The 19,971-nt window shown below is 69.3% G+C and carries 12 protein-coding genes and 1 pseudogene; 10 read left to right on the forward strand and 3 right to left on the reverse strand.

Annotated elements, in window-relative coordinates:
• Nucleotides 1-51 precede the first annotated feature (51 nt).
• The 4 genes from ACM26W_RS16035 to ACM26W_RS16050 all read left to right on the forward strand — a co-directional run bounded on the left by ACM26W_RS16035 (nt 52) and on the right by ACM26W_RS16050 (nt 4,473).
• On the forward strand, nt 52-2,007 hold the full coding sequence (locus ACM26W_RS16035) for a TRAP transporter permease (protein ID WP_416137976.1): 1,956 nt from the start codon (nt 52-54) through the stop codon (nt 2,005-2,007).
• The gene (locus tag ACM26W_RS16040; RefSeq protein ID WP_416137977.1) at nt 2,004-2,951 is read left to right on the forward strand and encodes a D-2-hydroxyacid dehydrogenase family protein; all 948 of its coding nucleotides are present in this window, start codon (nt 2,004-2,006) and stop codon (nt 2,949-2,951) included. Before ACM26W_RS16035 ends, ACM26W_RS16040 begins: the two co-directional genes overlap by 4 nt.
• A gap of 36 nt (nt 2,952-2,987) precedes the next feature.
• Nucleotides 2,988-3,389 (forward strand): carboxymuconolactone decarboxylase family protein, encoded by a 402-nt coding sequence (locus ACM26W_RS16045; RefSeq protein WP_416137978.1) that lies wholly within the window; start codon nt 2,988-2,990, stop codon nt 3,387-3,389.
• 94 nt (nt 3,390-3,483) lie between these two features.
• Nucleotides 3,484-4,473, forward strand: a complete 990-nt coding sequence (locus ACM26W_RS16050) for a TAXI family TRAP transporter solute-binding subunit (RefSeq protein ID WP_416137979.1) — start codon at nt 3,484-3,486, stop codon at nt 4,471-4,473.
• 55 nt (nt 4,474-4,528) lie between these two features.
• Here ACM26W_RS16050 and ACM26W_RS16055 read toward each other — a convergent pair whose 3' ends face one another.
• Nucleotides 4,529-5,182: a flavin reductase family protein gene (locus ACM26W_RS16055; RefSeq protein WP_416137980.1), complete on the reverse strand. Its 654-nt coding sequence runs from the start codon at nt 5,180-5,182 to the stop codon at nt 4,529-4,531.
• 160 nt (nt 5,183-5,342) lie between these two features.
• Between ACM26W_RS16055 and ACM26W_RS16060 the strand changes: the two genes are divergently transcribed.
• The 3 genes from ACM26W_RS16060 to ACM26W_RS16070 all read left to right on the forward strand — a co-directional run bounded on the left by ACM26W_RS16060 (nt 5,343) and on the right by ACM26W_RS16070 (nt 7,969).
• Nucleotides 5,343-6,734: a DNA-3-methyladenine glycosylase 2 family protein gene (locus ACM26W_RS16060; protein ID WP_416137981.1), complete on the forward strand. Its 1,392-nt coding sequence runs from the start codon at nt 5,343-5,345 to the stop codon at nt 6,732-6,734.
• On the forward strand, nt 6,731-7,222 hold the full coding sequence (locus ACM26W_RS16065) for a methylated-DNA--[protein]-cysteine S-methyltransferase (protein WP_416137982.1): 492 nt from the start codon (nt 6,731-6,733) through the stop codon (nt 7,220-7,222). Before ACM26W_RS16060 ends, ACM26W_RS16065 begins: the two co-directional genes overlap by 4 nt.
• A gap of 192 nt (nt 7,223-7,414) precedes the next feature.
• Complete coding sequence (locus ACM26W_RS16070) at nt 7,415-7,969, forward strand: hypothetical protein (RefSeq protein WP_416137983.1); 555 nt, start codon at nt 7,415-7,417, stop codon at nt 7,967-7,969.
• Between the two features lie 17 nt (nt 7,970-7,986).
• Here the strand turns inward: ACM26W_RS16070 and ACM26W_RS16075 are convergent, their stop codons facing one another.
• Nucleotides 7,987-9,414: an amidase gene (locus ACM26W_RS16075; protein ID WP_416137984.1), complete on the reverse strand. Its 1,428-nt coding sequence runs from the start codon at nt 9,412-9,414 to the stop codon at nt 7,987-7,989.
• Between the two features lie 423 nt (nt 9,415-9,837).
• Here ACM26W_RS16075 and recC point away from each other — a divergent pair, with 423 nt between their 5' ends.
• Genes recC through recD form a run of 3 tightly spaced genes read left to right on the forward strand, consistent with a single transcriptional unit; the run spans nt 9,838 to nt 19,693 of the window.
• Nucleotides 9,838-13,515, forward strand: a complete 3,678-nt coding sequence (recC, locus tag ACM26W_RS16080; protein ID WP_416137985.1) for an exodeoxyribonuclease V subunit gamma — start codon at nt 9,838-9,840, stop codon at nt 13,513-13,515.
• Nucleotides 13,512-17,345 carry an exodeoxyribonuclease V subunit beta gene (gene recB, locus ACM26W_RS16085; RefSeq protein ID WP_416137986.1) on the forward strand — a complete coding sequence of 1,278 codons (3,834 nt, stop codon included), beginning with the start codon at nt 13,512-13,514 and terminating at the stop codon, nt 17,343-17,345. Before recC ends, recB begins: the two co-directional genes overlap by 4 nt.
• Nucleotides 17,342-19,693: an exodeoxyribonuclease V subunit alpha gene (gene recD, locus ACM26W_RS16090; RefSeq protein WP_416137987.1), complete on the forward strand. Its 2,352-nt coding sequence runs from the start codon at nt 17,342-17,344 to the stop codon at nt 19,691-19,693. The genes recB and recD overlap by 4 nt, the downstream gene beginning before the upstream one ends.
• Here recD and ACM26W_RS16095 read toward each other — a convergent pair.
• Nucleotides 19,688-19,813: pseudogene (locus tag ACM26W_RS16095) on the reverse strand (DUF427 domain-containing protein); the annotation flags it as partial. The gene recD and the pseudogene ACM26W_RS16095 sit on opposite strands and share 6 nt — an antisense overlap.
• Between the last annotated feature and the right edge of the window lie 158 nt (nt 19,814-19,971).

The raw sequence follows: 19,971 nt of genomic DNA on the forward strand, positions 1-19,971 counted from the left end.
TTTACCCTGACGCACCGCCCTCCCCTCGTGCCGCGGTGCGGGAGTCATCCGATGGACACCCCTGTAAATCCCAACGTCGTCGAGAAGTATTCGGAGGACTCGGGCAAGCGCCAGCTGGCCGGCTTCTGGTTCATGGTGACACGCCTCGCCGCGGTCTCCATGGCACTGTTCCACCTCTACACGGCCCTCACCGGCCCGATCAACACCCAGAACGCCATCCACCTGCTGTTTGCCCTGCCGCTGATCTTCCTGGCCTACAGCTGCCGCAACCGCGACGCCAACCGTATCCCCTGGTATGACCTGGTGACGATCATCCTCGGCGCGGTGGTCAGCATCTACTACGTGATCCACTTCGATCGGATCATCTACCAGCTGGGCTACCTCATGCCCACTACCCTGGACATCGTCTTAGGGATATCGGCCATCCTGCTGCTACTCGAGGCCTGCCGCCGCGCCATCGGCCTGGCCTTCCCCATCCTGGTGCTGATCGCCCTGTCCTATGCCGCCTTCGGCCAGCACCTGCCCGGCGTCTGGGGCCACGGCGGCTTCCGCTGGGATGACCTGGTAGCCACCTTCTACCTGAGCCCCACCGGCGTCTACGGCAGCCTGATGCGCACCTCCTCCACGGTGATCGTCATCTTCATCATGTTCGGCGCCCTGCTGGTCACCACCGGCGGTGGTGACAGCTTCATGCGCCTCGCAAACGCCGCCACCGGCCGCATGTCCGGTGGCCCGGCCAAGGCCGCCACCCTGTGCAGCGCCATGTTCGGCAGCATCAGCGGCAGCACCGCCGCCAACGTGGCCACCACCGGGGTGTTCACCATCCCGATGATGAAGAAGAACGGCTACAGCCCGCGCTTCGCCGCCGCCACCGAGGCCTCCGCCTCCACCGGCGGACAGATCCTGCCGCCGATCATGGGCGCCGCGGCCTTCGTCATGGCCGACGTCATCTCGACCAGCTACCTCAACATCATCAGCGCCGCCTTGATCCCCGCCCTGCTCTTCTACCTGGCGATCTGGATGAGCGTGCACTTCGAGGCCAAGCGCCTGGGGCTGGCCCCGATCCCGAAAGCGGAGCGACCGACCCTGCGCCAGGGGCTCTTCAACATCGAGACGCTGGTGCTCCCGCTGATCGTCCTGATCACCCTGCTGGTGATGCGCTATACCCCCACTACTTCCGCGGTGGCCGCCTACTTCACCGCCATGGCGCTCTACCTGTTCTCCTGGCGCAGCCCGGGCACCTTCATGGACCGCCTCAAGTCGCTGCCCGCGGCGCTCGAGGCGGGCGCCATGACCGCCGCCATGATCGCGGTGATCATCGGCAGCGTGGCGATCATCGCCTCGGTCATCAGCCTCACCGGCCTGGGCCTCAAGGTCTCCTCGGTGATCCTGGTGGTCAGCGGCGGCGATGTCCTGATCACCCTGCTGCTGGCCATGGTGGTGGCGATCATCCTCGGCATGGGCCTGCCCACCGTGGCCGCCTACATGCTGGCCGCCTCGGTGGTCGCCGGGGCCTTCATCGAGGCCGGCCTGCCGAGCCTCTCGGCCCACCTGTTCATCCTCTACTTCGCCATCCTCTCCGGGGTCACCCCGCCGGTGGCGCTGGCCGCCTATATCGCGGGCGCCATCGCCGGCTCCCACTGGTTCCGCACGGCGCTCACCGCCACCAAGATCTCCCTGGGCGGCTTCCTGATCCCCTACATGTTCATCTACCACCCGCCGCTGCTGGGCGACGGCACTGCGCTGCAGATCGCCCTGGCGGTGGGCTCCGGGGTGCTAGGCATCACCGCCCTGGCCGCCTCCACCATCGGCTACTTCCTGCGTCCCTGCTCCTGGCTGGAGCGTGGCCTGCTGCTGGCCGCGGCGCTGATGCTGATCAGCGGCCAGCTGATCACCGACGTCGGCGGCATCGCCCTGATCGGCGCCCTGTTCGCCTGGCAATTCCTGAAAAACCGCCAGTCGGGGGCCCCCCCGGCCCCCGCCCCCAAGAAGGAGCCCGCTCGATGAGGATCGTGATTCCCGACGACTACCAGGACTGCGTGCGCCACCTGGACGCCTTCGCCAAGCTGGAAGGACACGAGGTGACGGTCTACCACGACACCGTCACCGACCTGGACACCCTGGCGGACCGCTTCCGGGACGCCGAGGCCCTGGTGCTGATCCGCGAGCGCACCCCGATCACCGCCGTGCTGCTCGAGCGCCTGCCCAGCCTCAGGGCGATCAGCCAGACCGGCGGCGGCGCCGCCCACGTGGACCTGGCCGCCTGCCGCCGGCAGGGCGTCACGATGATGGCCGGCACCGGCTCGCCCTACGCCGCCGCCGAGCTCAGCTGGGGCCTGGTGCTCGCTGCCATGCGCCATATCCCCGAGGAGGCCGCCAACCTCAAGGCGGGGCGCTGGCAGCGCACCCTGGGCACCGGCCTCAAGGGCCGCACCCTGGGCATCTTCGGCTATGGCAAGATCGGCCAGTTGATGGCGCGCTACGGACAGGCCTTCGAGATGAACGTGCTGGTATGGGGCCGCGAAAGCACCCGGAAGCGGGCCGCCGAGGCGGGGCTCGAAGTGGCCGGCAGCCAGGCCGAGCTGTTCGAGCGCAGCGACGTGCTGAGCCTGCACCTGCGGCTCAACGAGGGCACCCAGGGCATCGTTACCGCCGAGGACCTCGCCCGCATGAAACCCACGGCGCTGCTGGTCAATACCGCACGGGCCCCGCTGATCGCCCCCAGCGCCCTGGAGGCGGCCCTGCGCGCCGGCCGCCCGGGCATGGCCGCAGCGGACGTCTTCGATGAAGAGCCGGTGATCGGCCACCCGCTGCTCGAGCGGCCCAACTTCCTCGGCACGCCCCACCTGGGCTACGTGGAGAAGGACAGCTACGAGCTCTACTTCGGCGACGCCTTCGACAACCTGCTGGCCTTCGACGCCGGCGAGGGCGTCAAGAACCTCGCCGACTAGCCGACCCGAACAAGTGAGTGACAAGGAGCCCCGACCATGAGCGAACGACAGGAGAGCCTCGACCCCAACGGCCTCGCCACCCGCCGCGAGGTGCTGGGTGACGCCTACGTGGACGCCGCCCTCTCCCAGGTGGACGACTTCAGCTGGCCGATGCAGGAACTGGTAACGCGCAACTGCTGGAACGATATCTGGAATCGGCCAGGCCTCTCGCGCCCCACCCGCAGCCTGATCAACATCGGCATGCTGGTGGCACTGAACCGGCCCCATGAGCTCAAGGTGCACCTGCGCGGTGCGCTGAACAACGGCTGCAGCGAGGAGGAGATCCGCGAGGTGCTGCTGCAGTGCGTGCCCTACTGCGGCTTCCCGGCCGCCATCGACGGGCTGCGCACCGCCCGCGAGGTGCTCGCCGCCTGGCGGGAAGAGCAGGGCGGACGCTGAGCCGGCCGTCCCGCCCGGGCAAACCCTGGCCGGACCGGCATGGCCGGCCAGGATGGCATAACGCCAGAACAACAAGCGCTCAAGGAGAACTGTCATGAGACTGTACCCCCAACGCCTGCTCACCCCGCTGGCCGCCGCGGTGCTGACCGCCGGCCTCGCCACGGGCATGGCCACCCAGGCCGGCGCCGACGAGGCGATCAACATCGGCGTCGCCCCCACCGCCTCCGGCTGGTACTTCGGCTTCTCGGAGCTCTCGCGGCTGGTCAGCGGCGACGCCCCCCTGGAGGTCTCGGTGCGCGAGACCGGCGGCTCACGTGAGAACGCCATCCGCCTGGGCCGCGGCGAGATCGACCTGGGGCTGATCGACGCCCCCGGCGCCTATGAGGCCTACAACGGCGAAGGGCGCTACGAAAACGACGCCATCGAGCAGATGCGCATGGTGCTGTGGGTCGCCCCCTCCACCATGCACTGGGCGGTGCGCCAGGACAGCGGCATCGAGACCTTCGAGGATCTCGAGGGCGCGCGCTTCAACCCCAGCAGCATCGGCGGTGGCGGCGAGTACATCACCGACCTGGTGTTCACCGCCCTGGGCATCGCGCCGGACTTCCAGCGCATGAGCATGTCTGACGCCGCCGACGCCGTGGTGGACGGCCGCATCGTCGGCTTCAGCTACAACGGCATTCCACCGATCCCCGCCTTCACCGAGGTGCACTCCTCTCGCCCGCTGCGGGTGCTGTCGATGACCGACGAGCAGGTCGCCACCGCCACCGAGGCGTTGCCTTTCCTGTCGCCCACCGAGATTCCTGAGGGCACCTACCGCGACATGCCGGCCGCCACCACGCTCGGCACCTACATCGGCATTGCTGCCACCAGCGACCTCTCCGAGGAAGCCGGCTACGAATTCACCCGCGCCTACTGGGAGAACATCGAGCGCCTTGGCGAGACCTTCGCCCCGGCCAAGGGCATGACGGCTGCAATTTCGGTGGAGAACACCACCACCCCGCTGCACGCCGGCTCGCTGCGCTACTACCGCGAGATCGGCATCGAGGTGCCGGAGGCACTGGTGCCGCCCGAAGCCGAGTAAGCCGCTGGCCCCAGCGCCCCTCACTCTTGGTAAACAATGACAGCCGCGGCGGCCCTTATCGGCCGCCGCGCTGCTGGGAGCTCATGGCGCTGCCCGAGGCGGGGCGCTCCACCTCGAAGAGGTCGGTGCAGCGGGCGTAGTCGTTGCCGGCCATGCGCCCGATGGGTCGGAGCCCCTCGAGGCTGACGTGACGCCCGTCCCACAGGGCGTCGTCGATATGGATCGATACCATCTCCGCCAGCACCAGATTGCCGGCCAGCGGCTGGTCGCCGAAGCGGATGATCTCGCGCAGACGACAGCCGAAGGCCACCGGGGCGCCGGCCACCCGCGGCACCGAGACCCCGGCCATGGCCACCTTCTCGAGCCCGGCGTGGACGAACTCGTCGTCCCCGTGCTCGAGCCCCGCACTGGTGGCGTTCATCTCTGCCACCAGCCCCTCGCCGCTGATATGCACCACACACTCCGGTACCTCGCCCAGGTTGCGGATGGTGTCCTTGGGCGTGGCGTCGCCGTCGAGCAGCGGCGAGAAGCCCAGCACCGGCGGGTTGACGCTCACCACGTTGAAGAACGAGAAGGGCGCCAGGTTGGCGTTGCCCTGGCCGTCCAGGGTCGAGACCCAGGCGATGGGACGCGGGCAGATGCTACCCGAGAGCAGGCGGTAGATCTTGCCGGGGCTCAGCGGGTTCTCCTCGAGCAGGTAGTCGCTCATGGGGGATTCACTCCTCTGGATGACGGGCTCTGCTCCATGGTAACCGCAATCACCCAGGCTGCCGACGCCCGGCACGGCACCAGGGCCGATTCCGGCGAGTCGCGGCGCGCGGGCAGGATACACTGAAGGCATTCTCCTCACTGCCGCCGCGTTATTCGCCATGCTCGATCCCACTGTCTGCCGCTGCGCCCGACTGGCTCGCGATGCCCGCTTCGATGGCTGCTTCGTCACCGCGGTCACCACCACCGGTATCTACTGCCGGCCGATCTGTCCGGCCACCCCACCGCTGGAGCGCAACGTGCGCTACTTCGACAGTGCCCTGGCCGCCGCCGAGGCGGGCTTTCGCCCCTGCCTGCGCTGTCGGCCCGACAGCGCACCGGACTCACCGGCCTGGCGGGGCAGCCGAACCACCCTGGAACGGGCGCTGCGACTGATCGACGAAGGCGCCCTGGAAACCGGTTCGCTGGCCCGGCTGTGCGAGCGCCTGGGCATCGGCGAACGCTATCTGCGCCGTCTGTTCCAGGCCGGTATCGGGGTCTCGCCCAAGGCCTACGCCCTGCATCGGCAATGCCTGTTCGCCAAGCAGCTGCTTCACGACACCGACCTGGCCATCGCCGAGGTGGCCTACGCCAGCGGTTTCGGCAGCCTGCGACGCTTCAACGCCAGCTTCAAGGATCGGGTGGGCCTCGCCCCCCGAGAGATACGCCGCGGTCGCGGCAATCCGCGCGGCGACCTCTGCCTGTGGCTCGCCTATCGCCCGCCCTATGCCTGGGAGGCCCTGCGCGCCTTCCATGCCGCCCGTACCATCCACGGCCTGGAGTGGCTCGGTGAACGCCACTACGGGCGGACCTTCCGCTGGGGCGAGGCCCGCGGGCACTTCACCGCGGAGCACCATCCCCAGCGCCACGCTTTCCGGGTCAGGCTGTTCACCGATGCCCCGACACACCTGGCGCCGGTAGTGCGCCGGATTCGCCGCCTGCTCGACCTGGATGCCGATACCGCCACCATCGAGGCGCATCTGGCCCGCGCGCTGCCCGGGCTGCCCCTGATCGAGGGGCTGCGCCTGCCCGGCACCTGGAGCCCCTTCGAGGCCGGAGTGCGGGCGATCCTCGGCCAGCAGATCTCGGTGGCGGCCGCTCGGCGCCTGGTAGAAAGCCTGGTCACGGGGCTGGGCGAGCCGGCCAATGAAGGGCGTTACCACTTCCCGAGCCCTGCCGCCATTGCCGCCGACGACCTGGCCGGACTCGGCATGCCCGAGTCACGACGCGCGACCCTGCGCCGCTTTGCCGACTGGTATGCTCATGGCGAAGCCGGCGATGACCCCGGCACCTGGACGGTGCTCAAGGGGATCGGTCCCTGGACGGCCCGCTATGCCGCCCTGCGCGGCACCGGCCACCCCGACATCTGGCTGGCGGGAGACGCCGGCGTGCGCCGCGCCCTGCCGCTGTTGGCCGGCACCGACCCGGCCGTCGCCGCCCCCTGGCGCAGCTACCTGACCCTGCAACTCTGGTCGCGAGATCCGCAGTCACGAACCATGGAGCCAAGACCATGACCACCGAGGCACTCGACTACTACCGCCCTCCCGCCGACGATGCCCTGGGGCTGATTCGCATCCGCGCCAGCGACTCGGCCATCACCGAGATCGACTTCGTCACCGCCCAGGAGGCGCCGCCGCACCCCAGTGAGCTGACCGACCTGGCCCAGGCCCAGTTGGCCGACTACTTCGCCGGCACCCGCCACGCCTTCGAGCTGCCGCTGGCGCCCGAAGGCACCGACTTCCAGCGCCGGGTCTGGGCGGCGCTGGCCACCATTCCCTACGGCGAGACCCGCTGCTATGCCGAAGTCGCCGAGCAGCTGCGCTGCAAGGGCGGCCAGCGCGCGGTGGGCGCCGCCAACGGCAGGAATCCCGTCGCCATCGTGGTGCCCTGCCATCGGGTGATCGGCAGCGACGGTCGCCTGACCGGCTATGCCGGTGGCCTCGGCCGCAAGCAGTGGCTACTGGCCCATGAGGCGGGCGAGGTTCCCTTCGAATTGTGCTGACGCTCCGACAGCAGGAACGTCCCAGTGTCGCAGAGTTCCTCAAGCATTCGCCGCGGTTCGGGACCATCTTTACCATCGACGGCGAACCCTGAGCCCGTAACGCGGGCCTGCCGCTACCGGGGGATGTCGAGGAACTGGAATGGCTCTTCGACTAAGCTAAGCGCATCGGCATCAGGAATTAAGGCTAGCGTCATGCACTCACTCAGCCCCCGGGGACTCGCAGTCGTCGACGAGCTCGCCGAGCGTCACGATTTCAGCCGCGACGCCATTGCGCACATGGTGTCGGCCGTGACCGATGGTAATGGCGAGATGGCGATGTTTTCGCATACCGAGTTCGGCGGCCCCGGCCAGTGGATGGCGGGTGGCATGCTGATGCTAAGCGACCCCGCCAACCATGTCTTGAAAGCCCGCGTGGATGCGCTGTGCCACGCGATTGGTGAGGCACTTTCCCATCAGCCGGGTCGGCTCGTCGCGGATGAGAACACTGCCTGGTGGCCGGTAGAACTCGGCACACCCAATGCGACCGGAGAGCAGAACGGCTTACGCTATGCCTACTTCGCGCGGGCTCGGCGCCTCGTCGTGCAGACCGAAGATACCCTCCGGGTCTATGACACCCTTGACCATCGCATCTGTGGCCTTGCCCAGCAGCAGGGCAGCCGGAGTCGATTTACGGTGACCAGCCAACACGGTGAGGTCGACCTCGCGAGCCTGCCGGTCATATCCACCGACAGGCAGTCGCCGAGTTAGGGAAGCGCTGGGTTTCCTTAGACCACGAAAGGATCTACAGGAGTGCAAGGACCGAACGCGGCCTCGATGATCTCGGCAGCCTCCAGCACCAGGTCGTCGCGAAAGCGGTCGGCATACAGCTGGACGGTCATGGGTGCATTGTCGAGCGGCCGGGTCGGTAACACGGCAGCCGGGAAGCCGAGCAGATTGCCGGGTGTCACGAACCACTGCATGCTCAGCATCAGATCACTGCCGGCGGGCGATGCGACATCGGCATCATGCACGAACGGAGCCGACGGCCAGACGGGTCCCAGAATAATCGGATACTGCACAAAAAATGCCGACCAGGCCCGACCGAGACGCGAACGCTCCTGATGCAGCGCGGCATGGGTAACCGAAGGATCAATCTTGGCGATAAGGGCATCCATGAGCATGGCCGCCTCGGCGCTGAGCGTGGGGCGCACCGGCTCGGCCGTGAGTCTCAGGTCAGACATCTGGAACTGCGTCCAGAGATGGTTGATCAGCTCGATTTCCGGCGGTATCGCCTCCTCCACCTGGTAACCGGCAGCAGCAAGCGCCTCGCCTGCCGCCCGCACGCTGGCGACGATGGCCGGGTCGACAACACTGCCGGGCAGCGATGTCACCATGGCAACACGACGCGGGACTCGCGGGCCTTCCAGCGCCACCGTGACCGAGCGGGGATCGCGCGCGTGCTGCCCGTGAATCTGCTCCAGCACGAGCCTGAGATCGGCCACGCTGCGGGCCATGGGGCCATCGGTCAGCATGACTTGGGCACTCAGGAAGCCGTCGCCGGCACTACCGTAGGGGACGCGTCCCTGGGTGGGCTTCAATGCCGCGACACCGCAGCAGAACGCAGGATTCCTCAGTGATCCGCCGATGTCATTGCCGATACCGAGCGGCGACATGCCGGACGCCACGGCCGAGCCCTCGCCACCACTGCTGCCCCCCGCGGTCAGTTGTGCGTTCCACGGATTGCGCGTCAGCCCTCTGAACGGGTTACTGGTGGAGACCCGCAGGCCCATTTCCGGCATGTTGGTGCGCCCGATGGGAATGGCACCGGCAGCGCGCATTCGCTCAACCACCGGTGCATCTTGCTCTGGCAATGCATTGGCGTTCGCGGCCAGGCCGAGGGTGGTCGGGGTGCCGACGCAATCGATATTCTCCTTTACGGTGAACGGCACCCCATGCAGGGGTGTCAGGTCACGCTTGCCCACCTTCTTGCGGTGGGCATCCGCCGCATCCGCCGCCTCACGGGCCGACGTGCGCAACATGACAGTGACGGCATTGAGGGCCGGATTGACCGCTTCGATCCGCGCCAGATGCGCATCGACCACCTCACGGCTCGAAACGTCCCCGGATCTAATCAGGGCCGCCAATGTCGTGGCGGACAGCCGCCAGAGGTCCTGCGAACGGCTTGGGGCCTTGGGTGAAGCACGCTTTTTCATGGTTTCAATTCCTTTGCGGCCGTGACACCCGCTAAATGAGGCAGCCCCATGCGTTCCTGCATACCCAATACATGTTGCCATCGGCGCGGGCAAATCGTCCCACGGCAGGATGATGAGATAGGACGTCGCCGCCCTGCTCACGAAAAACCCGGTCGGATTCTGCTGGATCGGAGAGGGCACTGGACGCCAGTCCAATGACCAAGCGTTCTCTGAGATTGTAGGGCATGTTCGTGCTTGATGGAGAAGTGCAACGCACGACCACCGGACCACGCCCCACATCGTTCAGAGTCTAACAGCCGTTGAGACTCCATCTAGCTTGACAGTGGGGGCCCATCAACCTGCAAGACCGTACAACGGTAAAACCGTAAAGCTGCATTTATGGCACCATGGGCGCCAGACGGACCATGCGAAGGAATCGCCCCCATGCCCCTCATCGCCCGCCAAGGCCCCGAGCTCCCGCCCGGCTTTATGGTGATCCACGGCAACCGCCTGGAGGCGCTGCGCGGCCTGGCGGTGGAGTGGATGCGCCGCCACCCGCTATCGCCGCTGGAGAACGAGACGATCCTGGTGCAGAGCAACGGCATCAGCCAGTGGCTCAAGCTCGCGCTCGCCAAGGATGAGGCCCAGGGCGGCGCCGGTATCGCCGCCGCCCTGGACGTCACCCTGCCGGCGCGCTTCCTGTGGCAGGCCTACCGCCGCGTGCTGGGTGAAGAGCAGGTGCCGCCGGTCTCACCCTTCGACAAGCCGCGGCTGGTATGGCGGTTGATGCGCCTGCTGCCCGCCCTGATGGACGCCCCCGTCTTCGCCCCCCTGGCGCGCTTCCTGGCCGAGGACGACGACCTGCGCAAGCGCCACCAGCTGGCCGAGCGCCTGGCCGACCTCTTCGATCAGTACCAGGTCTACCGCGCCGACTGGCTGACCGCCTGGGCGGAGGGCGATGACGTGATCCTCACCGCCCGCGGCGAGGCGCGTCCGCTCGCCGAGGAGCAGCGCTGGCAGGCCGAGCTGTGGCGCGCGCTGCGTGATGACATTCTTCAAACCCAGGGGGAAGAAGGGCTCGCCTCCAGCCGCGCGGCGGTGCACGAACGCTTTATAGCGGCCTGCCAGTCGCTGAGCGGCCTGCCGCACGGACTGCCACGCCGGGTCATCGTCTTCGGCATCTCCTCGCTGCCCGCCCAGACCCTGGAGGCGCTGGCCGCCATGGCACGGGTCAGCCAGGTGCTGCTCTGCGTGCACAACCCCTGCCGCCACTACTGGGCGGACATCATCGAGCACAAGGACCTGTTGAGGGCCGAGAGACGCCGCCAGCAGCGCCGCCCCGGCATGCCGGCGGACCTGGCCGAGACCGAGCTGCACCTGCACGCCCAGCCGCTGCTGGCCGCCTGGGGCAAGCAGGGCCGCGACTACCTGCGCCTGCTCGACGAGTTCGACGAACAGCAGGCCTATCGTGGCCTGTTCGAGGGCGAGGCGCTGCGCATCGATCTCTTCGACTCGCCGCTCGACCAGGGGGGAAGTGAGGCCGAACCCAGCCTGCTGCGCCAGCTGCAGGACGACATCCTCGAGCTGCGCCCGCTCCGTGAAACCCGCGATACCTGGCTCGCCGTGGACCCGTCCCAGGACCGCTCGCTGCGCTTCCAGGTGGCCCACAGTGCCCTGCGCGAGGTGGAGATCCTCCACGACCAGCTGCTCGCCGCCTTCAGCGAGGACCCGACCCTCAAGCCCCGCGATATCCTGGTGATGGTGCCCGACGTGGACCAGTACGCCGCCGCGGTGCAGGCGGTGTTCGGCCGCCTCGACGCCGACGACCCGCGCCATATCCCCTTCACCCTCTCCGACCAGGCCAGCCGACACCGCCTGCCGCTGCTGATCGCCCTGGAACAGCTGCTGCGCCTGCCGGAGCTGCGCCTCTCGGTGAGCGACCTGCTCGACCTGCTGGAGGTGCCGGCGGTGCGCGCCCGCTTCGGCATCGTTGAGGCCGGCCTGCCCACCCTGCGCCGCTGGATCGAGGGCGCCGGCATCCGCTGGGGGCTCGACGCCCGTCAGCGCCAGAGCCTCGACCTGCCGGAAGACCTCACCGCCAATACCTGGGCCTTCGGCCTGCGCCGGCTGCTGCTCGGCTATGCGGTGGGCGATGCCGCCGAGGGCCCCTGGCAAGGCATCGAGCCCTATGACGATATCGGCGGGCTGGAAGCGGCGCTGGCCGGGCCGCTGGTGACGCTCATCGACACCCTGGAGGCCCAGTGGCGCACCCTGGCCGAGCCCTGCGATGTGAGCACCTGGGGCGAGCGGCTGCGCGAGATGCTTGCGGCCTGCTTCCTGGCCGATTCGGACCAGGACCTGATGGCGCTGACCCGGCTCGAGCAGGCGCTGGACGCCTGGCAGGAGAGCGCCGAGGAGGCCGGGCTCACCGAGCCCCTGCCGCTCTCGGTGGTGCGCGAGCACTGGCTCGCCCAAGTGGATGAGGCGAGCCTCTCCCAGCGCTTCCTGGCCGGGGCGGTGAACATCGCCACGCTGATGCCGATGCGCGCCATTCCCTTCCGCCACGTCTGCCTGCTAGGCATGAACGACACCGACTACCCGCGGGTCCAGCGCCCGCTGGATATCGACCTGATGGCCCAGGACTACCGCCCTGGCGACCGCTCCCGCCGCGAGGACGACCGCTATCTGTTCCTCGAGGCGCTGCTCTCGGCCCGGGACCGGCTGACCATCAGCTGGGTGGGCCGCAGCATCATCGATAACACCGAGCAGCCCCCCTCGGTGCTGCTCGGCCAGCTGCGCGACCACCTGGCCCGCGGCTGGACCCTCTCTGGTGAAGGGCAAGCCGGCCGCGACGACGAGAAGGACGCCGGCAAGGCGCTGCTGGCCGCGCTGACCACCGAACACCCGCTGCAGCCCTTCAGCATCGAATACTTCCGTGGTGCGGCATCGGGCACCGGTGGAGAGGGCTCGTCATTGAGCACCTATGCCCACGAGTGGCGCGAGCTGCACCGCCCCGACGTCGAGCCCGCCCCGGCCCCGATCACGGAGCCGCCGCTGGCCCCCTTCCGCCAGGAAAATCCGCTGACCCTGGCCCAGCTGGGCAACTTCCTCAAGGCGCCGGTGCAGGCCTTCTACAACACCCGGCTCAAGGTCCACCTGGAGACGGAGGCCATGGAGCGGCTCGACCACGAGCCCTTCACGCTCGGCAGCCTCGACCACTGGCAGCTGCAGCACGCGCTGATCGAGGCAAGCCGCGAGGCGGTGGAAGCCGGCGATCCCCATGAGCCCGCCATGCAGGCCACCCTGGAGCGCCTGGAGCGCCAGGGGCGCCTAGCCATGGGCGGCTTCGCCGAGCGCATGCGAGACAGCCTCGTCGAGCCCATGGACACCCTCTTCGCCGACTACCGCCAGGTGCTCGAACAGTGGCCCCACGCCATGGAGGAGCCGCTCACCGTCTCGCTGGGCCTTGGTAAAGAACTGGGGGAAGGCCTGGCGCTGGAGGACTGGCTGGGCGAACTGCGGGTCAACGACGCCATGGAGCGCTGCCGGGTGCTGCTGACCACCAGCAGCCTGGTCAACAAGGGCAAGTACCACTGGAAGCACTGGCTCGCCCCCTGGGTGGCCCACCTGGCCGGCCAGCTGGAGGGCCCCATGACCACCCGCCTGCTCTCCCGCGCCGGCGGCGGGACCCTCGCCCCGCTGCCCGCCGACGAGGCCCGCGCGCACCTGGCGACCATCGCCGCGGCCTGGCAGCGTGGCATGGCCACGCCCCTGCCGCTGGCCCGCGACACCGCCTTCGCCTGGCTGGAGAAGGGCGGCACGCCCCCGGCCATGGCCCGCTGCCTCGCCGGCAAGGTCAGCGAGGAGGACGACAAGGCCTGGAAGGCGCTGGACACCGTCTACTACGGCAGCGGCTTCAACAACGACCACGGTGAGCGCGGCCGAGACCCCTACCTGCTACGCCAGTGGCCGGCGCTCGAGACGCTGGTCCAGTCGCCGGAGGGCGGCGGCTTCGCCAAGCTGGCCGAGGCGCTCTATGCCCCGCTGCTGCGGGCGGTGAAGAAGCCGAAGGACAAAAGCACGAAAGGAAATCGTGGAAAGGGCCAGGGAGGCAAGCCATGAACCGCACCGATCCGACGCCCCCCACCCTGGACCCGATCCACCTGCCGCTCACCGGCAGCCGGCTGATCGAGGCGAGCGCCGGCACCGGCAAGACCTTCACCATCGCCCTGCTCTACGTGCGCCTGGTGCTGGGCCCGCGGGACGACGCCGACGCCGAGAGCTTCCCCCGCGCCCTCACCCCGCCGGAGATCCTGGTGGTGACATTCACCAACGCCGCCACCCGCGAGCTGCGCGACCGCATCCGCGCCCGGCTGGTGGAGGCCGCCGATGCCTTTCAATCGGGGACAGACCCCAATTTCGACACCCATTTCGACAATGGACTGACGGGCGACCTCTTCGCTGGAGCTGAATCAGAAATGGGGGTCTGTCCCCCATTCGACCCCCTGCTCGCCCTGCGCGACAGCTATCCCCGCGAACGCTGGCCCGCCTGCGCTCGCCGCCTGCAGCTGGCTGCCGAATGGATGGACGAGGCCGCGGTCTCCACCATCCACTCCTGGTGCCACCGCATGCTGCGCGAGCACGCCTTCGAGAGCGGCAGCCTCTTCTCGCTGGAGATGAACCTCGACCAGTCCGAGCTCGAGCTGGAGGTCGCCCGGGACTACTGGCGCTGCTTCTACTACGCCCTGGATGCCGAGGCCCTGGCGGTGGTCACCCGCTACTGGGAGACCCCCGACGCCCTGGCCGAGGACGTGCGCCGCCTGCAGGGCGACGCCGACCTGCTGCCCGACGCCCCGCCCCCCGCCGGCGCGCTGGCCGCCATGCAGGCCGAGCGCAGCCTCGTACTGGGCGAGCTCAAGGCGCCCTGGCCCGCCTGGCTGGATGAGCTCGCCGAACGGCTGGAAACGGCCGCCGCCGCCAAGGCCTTCGACCAGCGCAGGCTCAACAGCAAGAGCCGCGCCGACTGGCTGGAGAGGCTGCGCGATTGGGCCCATGACCCCGAACTCGCCACCCCGACGCTCACCGACACCGCCTGGAAGCGCCTGACACCCGAAGGCATCGCCGAGATCTGGAAGGCGGGCGAGCCGCTGGACCACCCGTCCCTGCACGCCCTGGTCGAGCTGCCGGACCAGCTCGCGGCCCTGCCCAGCGCCCATGCCGACCTGCTCGCCCACGCCGTGCGATGGATGGCCGAGCGCCGTGAGCGCATGCAGCAGCGCCGCGCCGAGCTCGGCCCCGACGACCTGCTGGAGCGCCTCGACCGCGCCTTCGCGGGCCCCGCCGGCGAGGCGCTGGCCGAGCACGTGCGCCGCCAGTTCCCGGTGGCCCTGGTGGACGAGTTCCAGGACACCGACCCGGTGCAGTACCGGCTCTTCGATCATGTCTACCGCCTAGCCGTGGCCCCCGACCCCGAGGCTACCAGCGGCATCCTGCTGATCGGCGACCCCAAGCAAGCGATCTACGCCTTCCGCGGCGCCGATATCCACACCTACCTGCAGGCCCGCCGCGACACCGCCGGACGCCACGTGACGCTCGGCACCAACTTCCGCTCCGCCACCGCCATGGTGGAGGCAGTCAATCGGGTGTTCCGCTTCGCCGAAGCCCACCCCGCCGGCCGCGGCGCCTTCCTGTTCCGCTCCCCCGAGGGGGACAATTCGGTGCCCTTCCTGCCCGTATCTGCGAAAGGCAGGAAAGACGCTCTGACCCGCGACGGCGTGCCGCTGCCCGCCATGACGCTATGGCATTTGACGGGCGGGCATTTGCAGGGCGACGACACCGAAAAGCCAGGCGAAGGACTCAGCAAGGGCGCCTACTTCAAGGAGATGGCCGCACGCTGCGCCACCCGGATGGCCGAGCTCTTGCGCGAGGGCCAGGCCGGGCGCACCGGGTTCAGCGAGCCGGACAAACCCTTCCGGGCGCTGACGCCCTCGGACCTCGCGGTGCTGGTCAACAACGCCACCGAGGCGAAGGCGATCCGCGGCGCGCTGCTCGAGCGCGGCATCAAGAGCGTCTATCTCTCCGACAAGGAGGGGGTCTTCGAGACCCCGGCGGCCTTGGAGCTGGAGGTGTGGCTGGCCGCCTGCGCCGAGCCCGACAGCGAACGGCGCCTGCATGCCGCGCTGGCCATGCCCAGCCTGGGGATGGGGCTCGCCGAGCTGGACGCCCTGCAACACGACGAATTGGCCTGGGAGGTGCGGGTGCTGCAGTTCCGGGACTACCACCACCAGTGGCAACGCCAGGGCGTGCTGCCCATGCTGCACCGGCTGCTGGCCGACTTCGGCGTGCCCACCCGGCTGCTCCGGAGCGCCAGCGGTGAGCGTCATTTGACTGACTTGCTCCACCTGGGCGAATTGCTGCAGCAGGCCAGTGCCGAACTGGACGGCGAACACGCCCTGCTGCGCCACCTCAGCGAGGCCCGCGCCCATCCGCCGCAGCAGGCCGATACCCACCGCCTGCGCCTGGAGAGCGACGCCGACCTGGTGCAGGTGATCACCATCCACAAGTCCAAGGGGCTGGAGTACCCGCTGGTCTTCCTGCCCTTCATCTGCGCCTTCCGCGAGAAGAAGGCCACCGACCTGCCGCTCACCTGGCACGATGCCCAGGGCCAGCGGCACCTCTCCCTGGCACCCGACGAGACCGCCCTGGCCCGGGCCGACGACGAGCGCCTGGGCGAGGACCTGCGCAAGCTCTACGTGGCCCTGACCCGCGCCCGCCACGCCACCTGGCTGGGCATCGCCCCGCTCAAGGGGCTGGAGCGAAGCGCCATCGGCCAGGTACTCACCGCCGGGGAACCGCTCTCGCCGGCCGGCCTGCTCGACGCCCTCTTCCCCCTCGCCCAGGGCGCAGCGGAGACGGAGCTCAAGGTGGAGCCGGCTCCCGAGGCCAGCGACCTGATGGTGCCCACGGAAGCCAACGGCGAGGCCCTGCGCGAGGCGCTGACGCCTGCCCGCCGCGCCCGGGAGCACTGGTGGATCTCCAGCTACTCGGCGCTGAGGCTGGGGGGCGAGCGCATCGGGGGTGGGGAGGAAGAGCCCGAGTCCGCTCTTGAGGCCACCGCCCGAGAGATGCGCGACGAGCCCAGCGACCCCGCCCATACCACCGTGCCGGTCAGTGATGGCTCGCTCCACCGCTTCCCTCGCGGCCCGGCGGCGGGCACCTTCCTCCACGGCCTGCTGGAGTGGGCCGGCCAGGAGGGCTTCGCCCGGCTGGCCGCCGATTCCGAACGCCTCGACGACACCCTGGCGCGGCGCGCCAACTTGCGCGGCTGGCGCGAGCGCATCCCGGCGCTGCAGGCCTGGCTGTGCGGACTGCTGGGAAGCGACCTACCGGTGCCGAACGCCCCCGAGGGGCCGGTGGCGCCGCTGCGCCTGGAGCGGCTGGAGAGCGCTCACTATCAGGTGGAGCTGGAGTTCTGGTTGTCTGCCCACCAAGTCGACACCACCCGGCTGGACGCCCTCGTGAGCGCTCACACCCTGGACGGCGCCGTCCGCCCGGCGCTTGCGCGCGACCGGCTCAACGGCATGCTCAAGGGCTTCATCGACCTGGTGGTGGAGCACGAGGGGCGCTTCTACGTGCTGGACTGGAAGTCCAACCACCTGGGCCGCGACGACGACGCCTACAGCGAGGCCGCCATGGCGGAGGCGGTACGCGAGAAGCGCTACGACCTGCAGTACTGCCTCTACCTGCTGGCCCTGCACCGCCTGCTCAAGTCGCGGCTGCCGGACTACGACATCGACCGCCATCTGGGCGGGGCGCTCTACGTCTTCCTGCGCGGCCAGCACGCTCCCTCCCGGGGCGTGCACCGCGAGCGCCCGCCCCGCGAACTGATCGAGGCCCTCGACGCCCTGTTCCGCGCCCCCGAGAACGCCACGGCCGAGGAGGCCCAGCCATGAGCACCACGCCCCACACCGCTGCCCCACACACCCCGGAGCTGGCCCAGGCCCTGGTGGATGGGCCGGTGCTGTTCGCCCTGCTCGACCGCTGGGTGGCCCGCGGTTGGCTGCGCGCTCTGGACCGCGCCTTCGCCGCCTTCCTGCACCGCGAGGTGCCCGACGCCCCCGCCCCGCTGCTGCTGGCCGCGGCGCTGGCCAGCCATCAGCTCGGCCGCGGCCACGTTTGCCTGGATCTCGAACGCACCCTGGCCGAACCGGACCTGGCGCTCTCGCTGCCGCCGGAGGGCGACAGCCTGGACGACCCGCCCCCGCTGCCCAGCTCGCTGCTGGGTGAGCTGACCCTCACCGACTGGCAGGAAGCGCTCACCCACCCGCTGATCGTCGGCCACGGCTCCGGCAGCACCCCGCTGGTCCTCGACGGCACCCGGCTGTATCTGCGTCGCTACTGGCACTTCGAGCGCTCGATTCAGCAGCATATCGCCGCCAGACTCGGCGATAGCGCCGGGAGCTCTGCTGACACTGGTGGGAGCCCGGGTTTCCCGGGCGAAGGCGCCGACAGGCGCCCGGCGGAGTCCACCCACACGATTAGCAGCGAAACCCTATCGGCCGCTCTCAACGCCCTCTTCCCCCCCAGTACCACCCTGGACTGGCAGAAGGCCGCCTGCGCCCTGGCCGCCCGCTCGCCCTTCGCGGTAATCACCGGCGGCCCCGGCACCGGCAAGACCACCACCGTGGTCAAGCTCCTCGCCCTGCTGCAGACCCTGGCCCTGGGCGAAGGCCAGCGCCCGCTGCGCATCCGCCTGGCCGCCCCCACCGGCAAGGCCGCCGCCCGCCTCAATGAATCCATCGCCGGTCAGGTCAGCTCCCTGCAGCTGGATGGCCTGGCCACCCTGTGGGAGCCCGATGTATCGGCGATAGGCCAGCCTCCCCAGAACACGACGGCCCCGTGGGAGCCCGATTTATCGGCGATAGGCCAGGCCCCCCAGGACCAGACAGAGCGCCTGCGTCGCTCCATTCCCACCGAAGTCACCACCTTGCACCGCCTACTAGGCTCACGCCCCGATACCCGCCACTTCCGCCATAACGCCCGCAACCCCCTGCCCCTGGACGTACTGGTGGTGGACGAGGCCTCCATGGTCGACGTGGCGATGATGGCCGCGCTGCTGAACGCCCTGCCGCCCCGCGCCCGCTTGGTGCTGCTGGGGGACAAGGACCAGCTCGCCTCGGTGGAGGCCGGATCAATACTGGGCGATCTCTGCGCCCGGGCCGAAGGCGGCCACTACACCCTGGCCACCGCGGAGTGGCTCGCGGAGGCCACCGGCCAGGCGCTGCCCACCGAGATGCTCGACGGCGAGGGCACGGCCCTGGACCAGGCCATCGCCATGCTGCGCGTCAGCCACCGCTTCGATGCGGCCAGCGGCATCGGCCGTCTGGCCGGTGCCGTCAACCGCGAGGAACAAGCGTCAGGCCGCGACGCCCCGGGCAGGGAGAAGCGCACCGCCATTCGCGAGGTGCTGACCCACGGCTACGCCGACCTCTCCCACCTCAAGCTCCAGACGGACAGCGACCGCCAGCTGAAGCGGCTGGTGGTCTCGGGGCACCCGGCGGGATTCCCTGATCGAGGAGAGAGCCGCGGCGAGGGCCGCGTGGTAAACGGCAAGGCCCTTCCGCCGCCGGTGGGCTATCGCCACTATCTGGAGGCGATGCACAGCGCCGCGCCCAAGGCGGGTGTGGATAACAAGATCGAACGCGAGGCGCTGGACGACTGGGCTCGGGCAGTGCTTGCCGCCCACGGCCAGTTCCAGCTGCTCTGCGCCCTGCGCCGGGGCCCCTGGGGCGTGGAGGGCCTGAACGAGCGCATCCGCGCCGCGCTGGAGAAGGAGGCACTCATCGAAACCGGCGACGGCCGCCGGCTCTGGTACCCCGGCCGCCCGGTGCTGGTCACCAGCAACGACTACGGCCTGGGGCTGATGAACGGCGATATCGGCATCACCCTGGCGCTGCCGCAGCAGACTGCCTCAGGCGAAGGTATCAGCCACTCCCCGGCCCTGCGCGTCGCCTTCCCCGCCGGTGATGGCAGCGGCCAGATCAAGTGGGTGCTGCCCAGCCGCCTGCAGGCGGTGGAGACGGTCTACGCCATGACGGTGCACAAGTCCCAGGGCTCGGAGTTTACGCACACCGCCCTGCTGCTCCCCGACGCCCCCAACCCGATCCTGACGCGCGAACTGGTCTACACCGGCATCACCCGCGCCCGCCACTGGCTCACCCTGATCGAAACCGGGCGAGGCCAACTGCTGGACGCGGTGGAGAGGCGAGTGATGCGGGTGAGTGGGTTGGGGAGGCTATAGATAAGCTGACATCGACAGAGATGATGAGATGGTCTCCTCCCCCTTGAACGGGCAGTGCGTCTGGGGATCGGAGCGGGTGAGGAGGTCCATCCGCACGTCGTCGCGGGGAAGATATTGCCTCGGCGGGTAGCCGCCCCTGGCAGGCCACGACTGGGACTATATGTGGTTTCGCGACAACACCAACGGCAACCTCGAACCCTTCAACCCGAGGGTGACCTGCCAGCACCACAAGGCATGATACCAGGCGGCCGGGCCCTGAGGCCGGTGGCGTCTTGGAG

The organism is Halomonas sp. HK25 (assembly GCF_047795635.1).
Taxonomy (GTDB): domain Bacteria; phylum Pseudomonadota; class Gammaproteobacteria; order Pseudomonadales; family Halomonadaceae; genus Halomonas.

Bases quoted from the DNA above. Each gene is read 5' to 3' on its own strand.
- ACM26W_RS16035 (WP_416137976.1), top strand. From the start codon at position 52: ATGGACACCCCTGTAAATCCCAACGTCGTCGAGAAGTATTCGGAGGAC.
- ACM26W_RS16040 (WP_416137977.1), top strand. From the start codon at position 2,004: ATGAGGATCGTGATTCCCGACGACTACCAGGACTGCGTGCGCCACCTG.
- ACM26W_RS16045 (WP_416137978.1), top strand. From the start codon at position 2,988: ATGAGCGAACGACAGGAGAGCCTCGACCCCAACGGCCTCGCCACCCGC.
- ACM26W_RS16050 (WP_416137979.1), top strand. From the start codon at position 3,484: ATGAGACTGTACCCCCAACGCCTGCTCACCCCGCTGGCCGCCGCGGTG.
- ACM26W_RS16055 (WP_416137980.1), bottom strand. From the start codon at position 5,182: ATGAGCGACTACCTGCTCGAGGAGAACCCGCTGAGCCCCGGCAAGATC.
- ACM26W_RS16060 (WP_416137981.1), top strand. From the start codon at position 5,343: ATGCTCGATCCCACTGTCTGCCGCTGCGCCCGACTGGCTCGCGATGCC.
- ACM26W_RS16065 (WP_416137982.1), top strand. From the start codon at position 6,731: ATGACCACCGAGGCACTCGACTACTACCGCCCTCCCGCCGACGATGCC.
- ACM26W_RS16070 (WP_416137983.1), top strand. From the start codon at position 7,415: ATGCACTCACTCAGCCCCCGGGGACTCGCAGTCGTCGACGAGCTCGCC.
- ACM26W_RS16075 (WP_416137984.1), bottom strand. From the start codon at position 9,414: ATGAAAAAGCGTGCTTCACCCAAGGCCCCAAGCCGTTCGCAGGACCTC.
- recC (WP_416137985.1), top strand. From the start codon at position 9,838: ATGCCCCTCATCGCCCGCCAAGGCCCCGAGCTCCCGCCCGGCTTTATG.
- recB (WP_416137986.1), top strand. From the start codon at position 13,512: ATGAACCGCACCGATCCGACGCCCCCCACCCTGGACCCGATCCACCTG.
- recD (WP_416137987.1), top strand. From the start codon at position 17,342: ATGAGCACCACGCCCCACACCGCTGCCCCACACACCCCGGAGCTGGCC.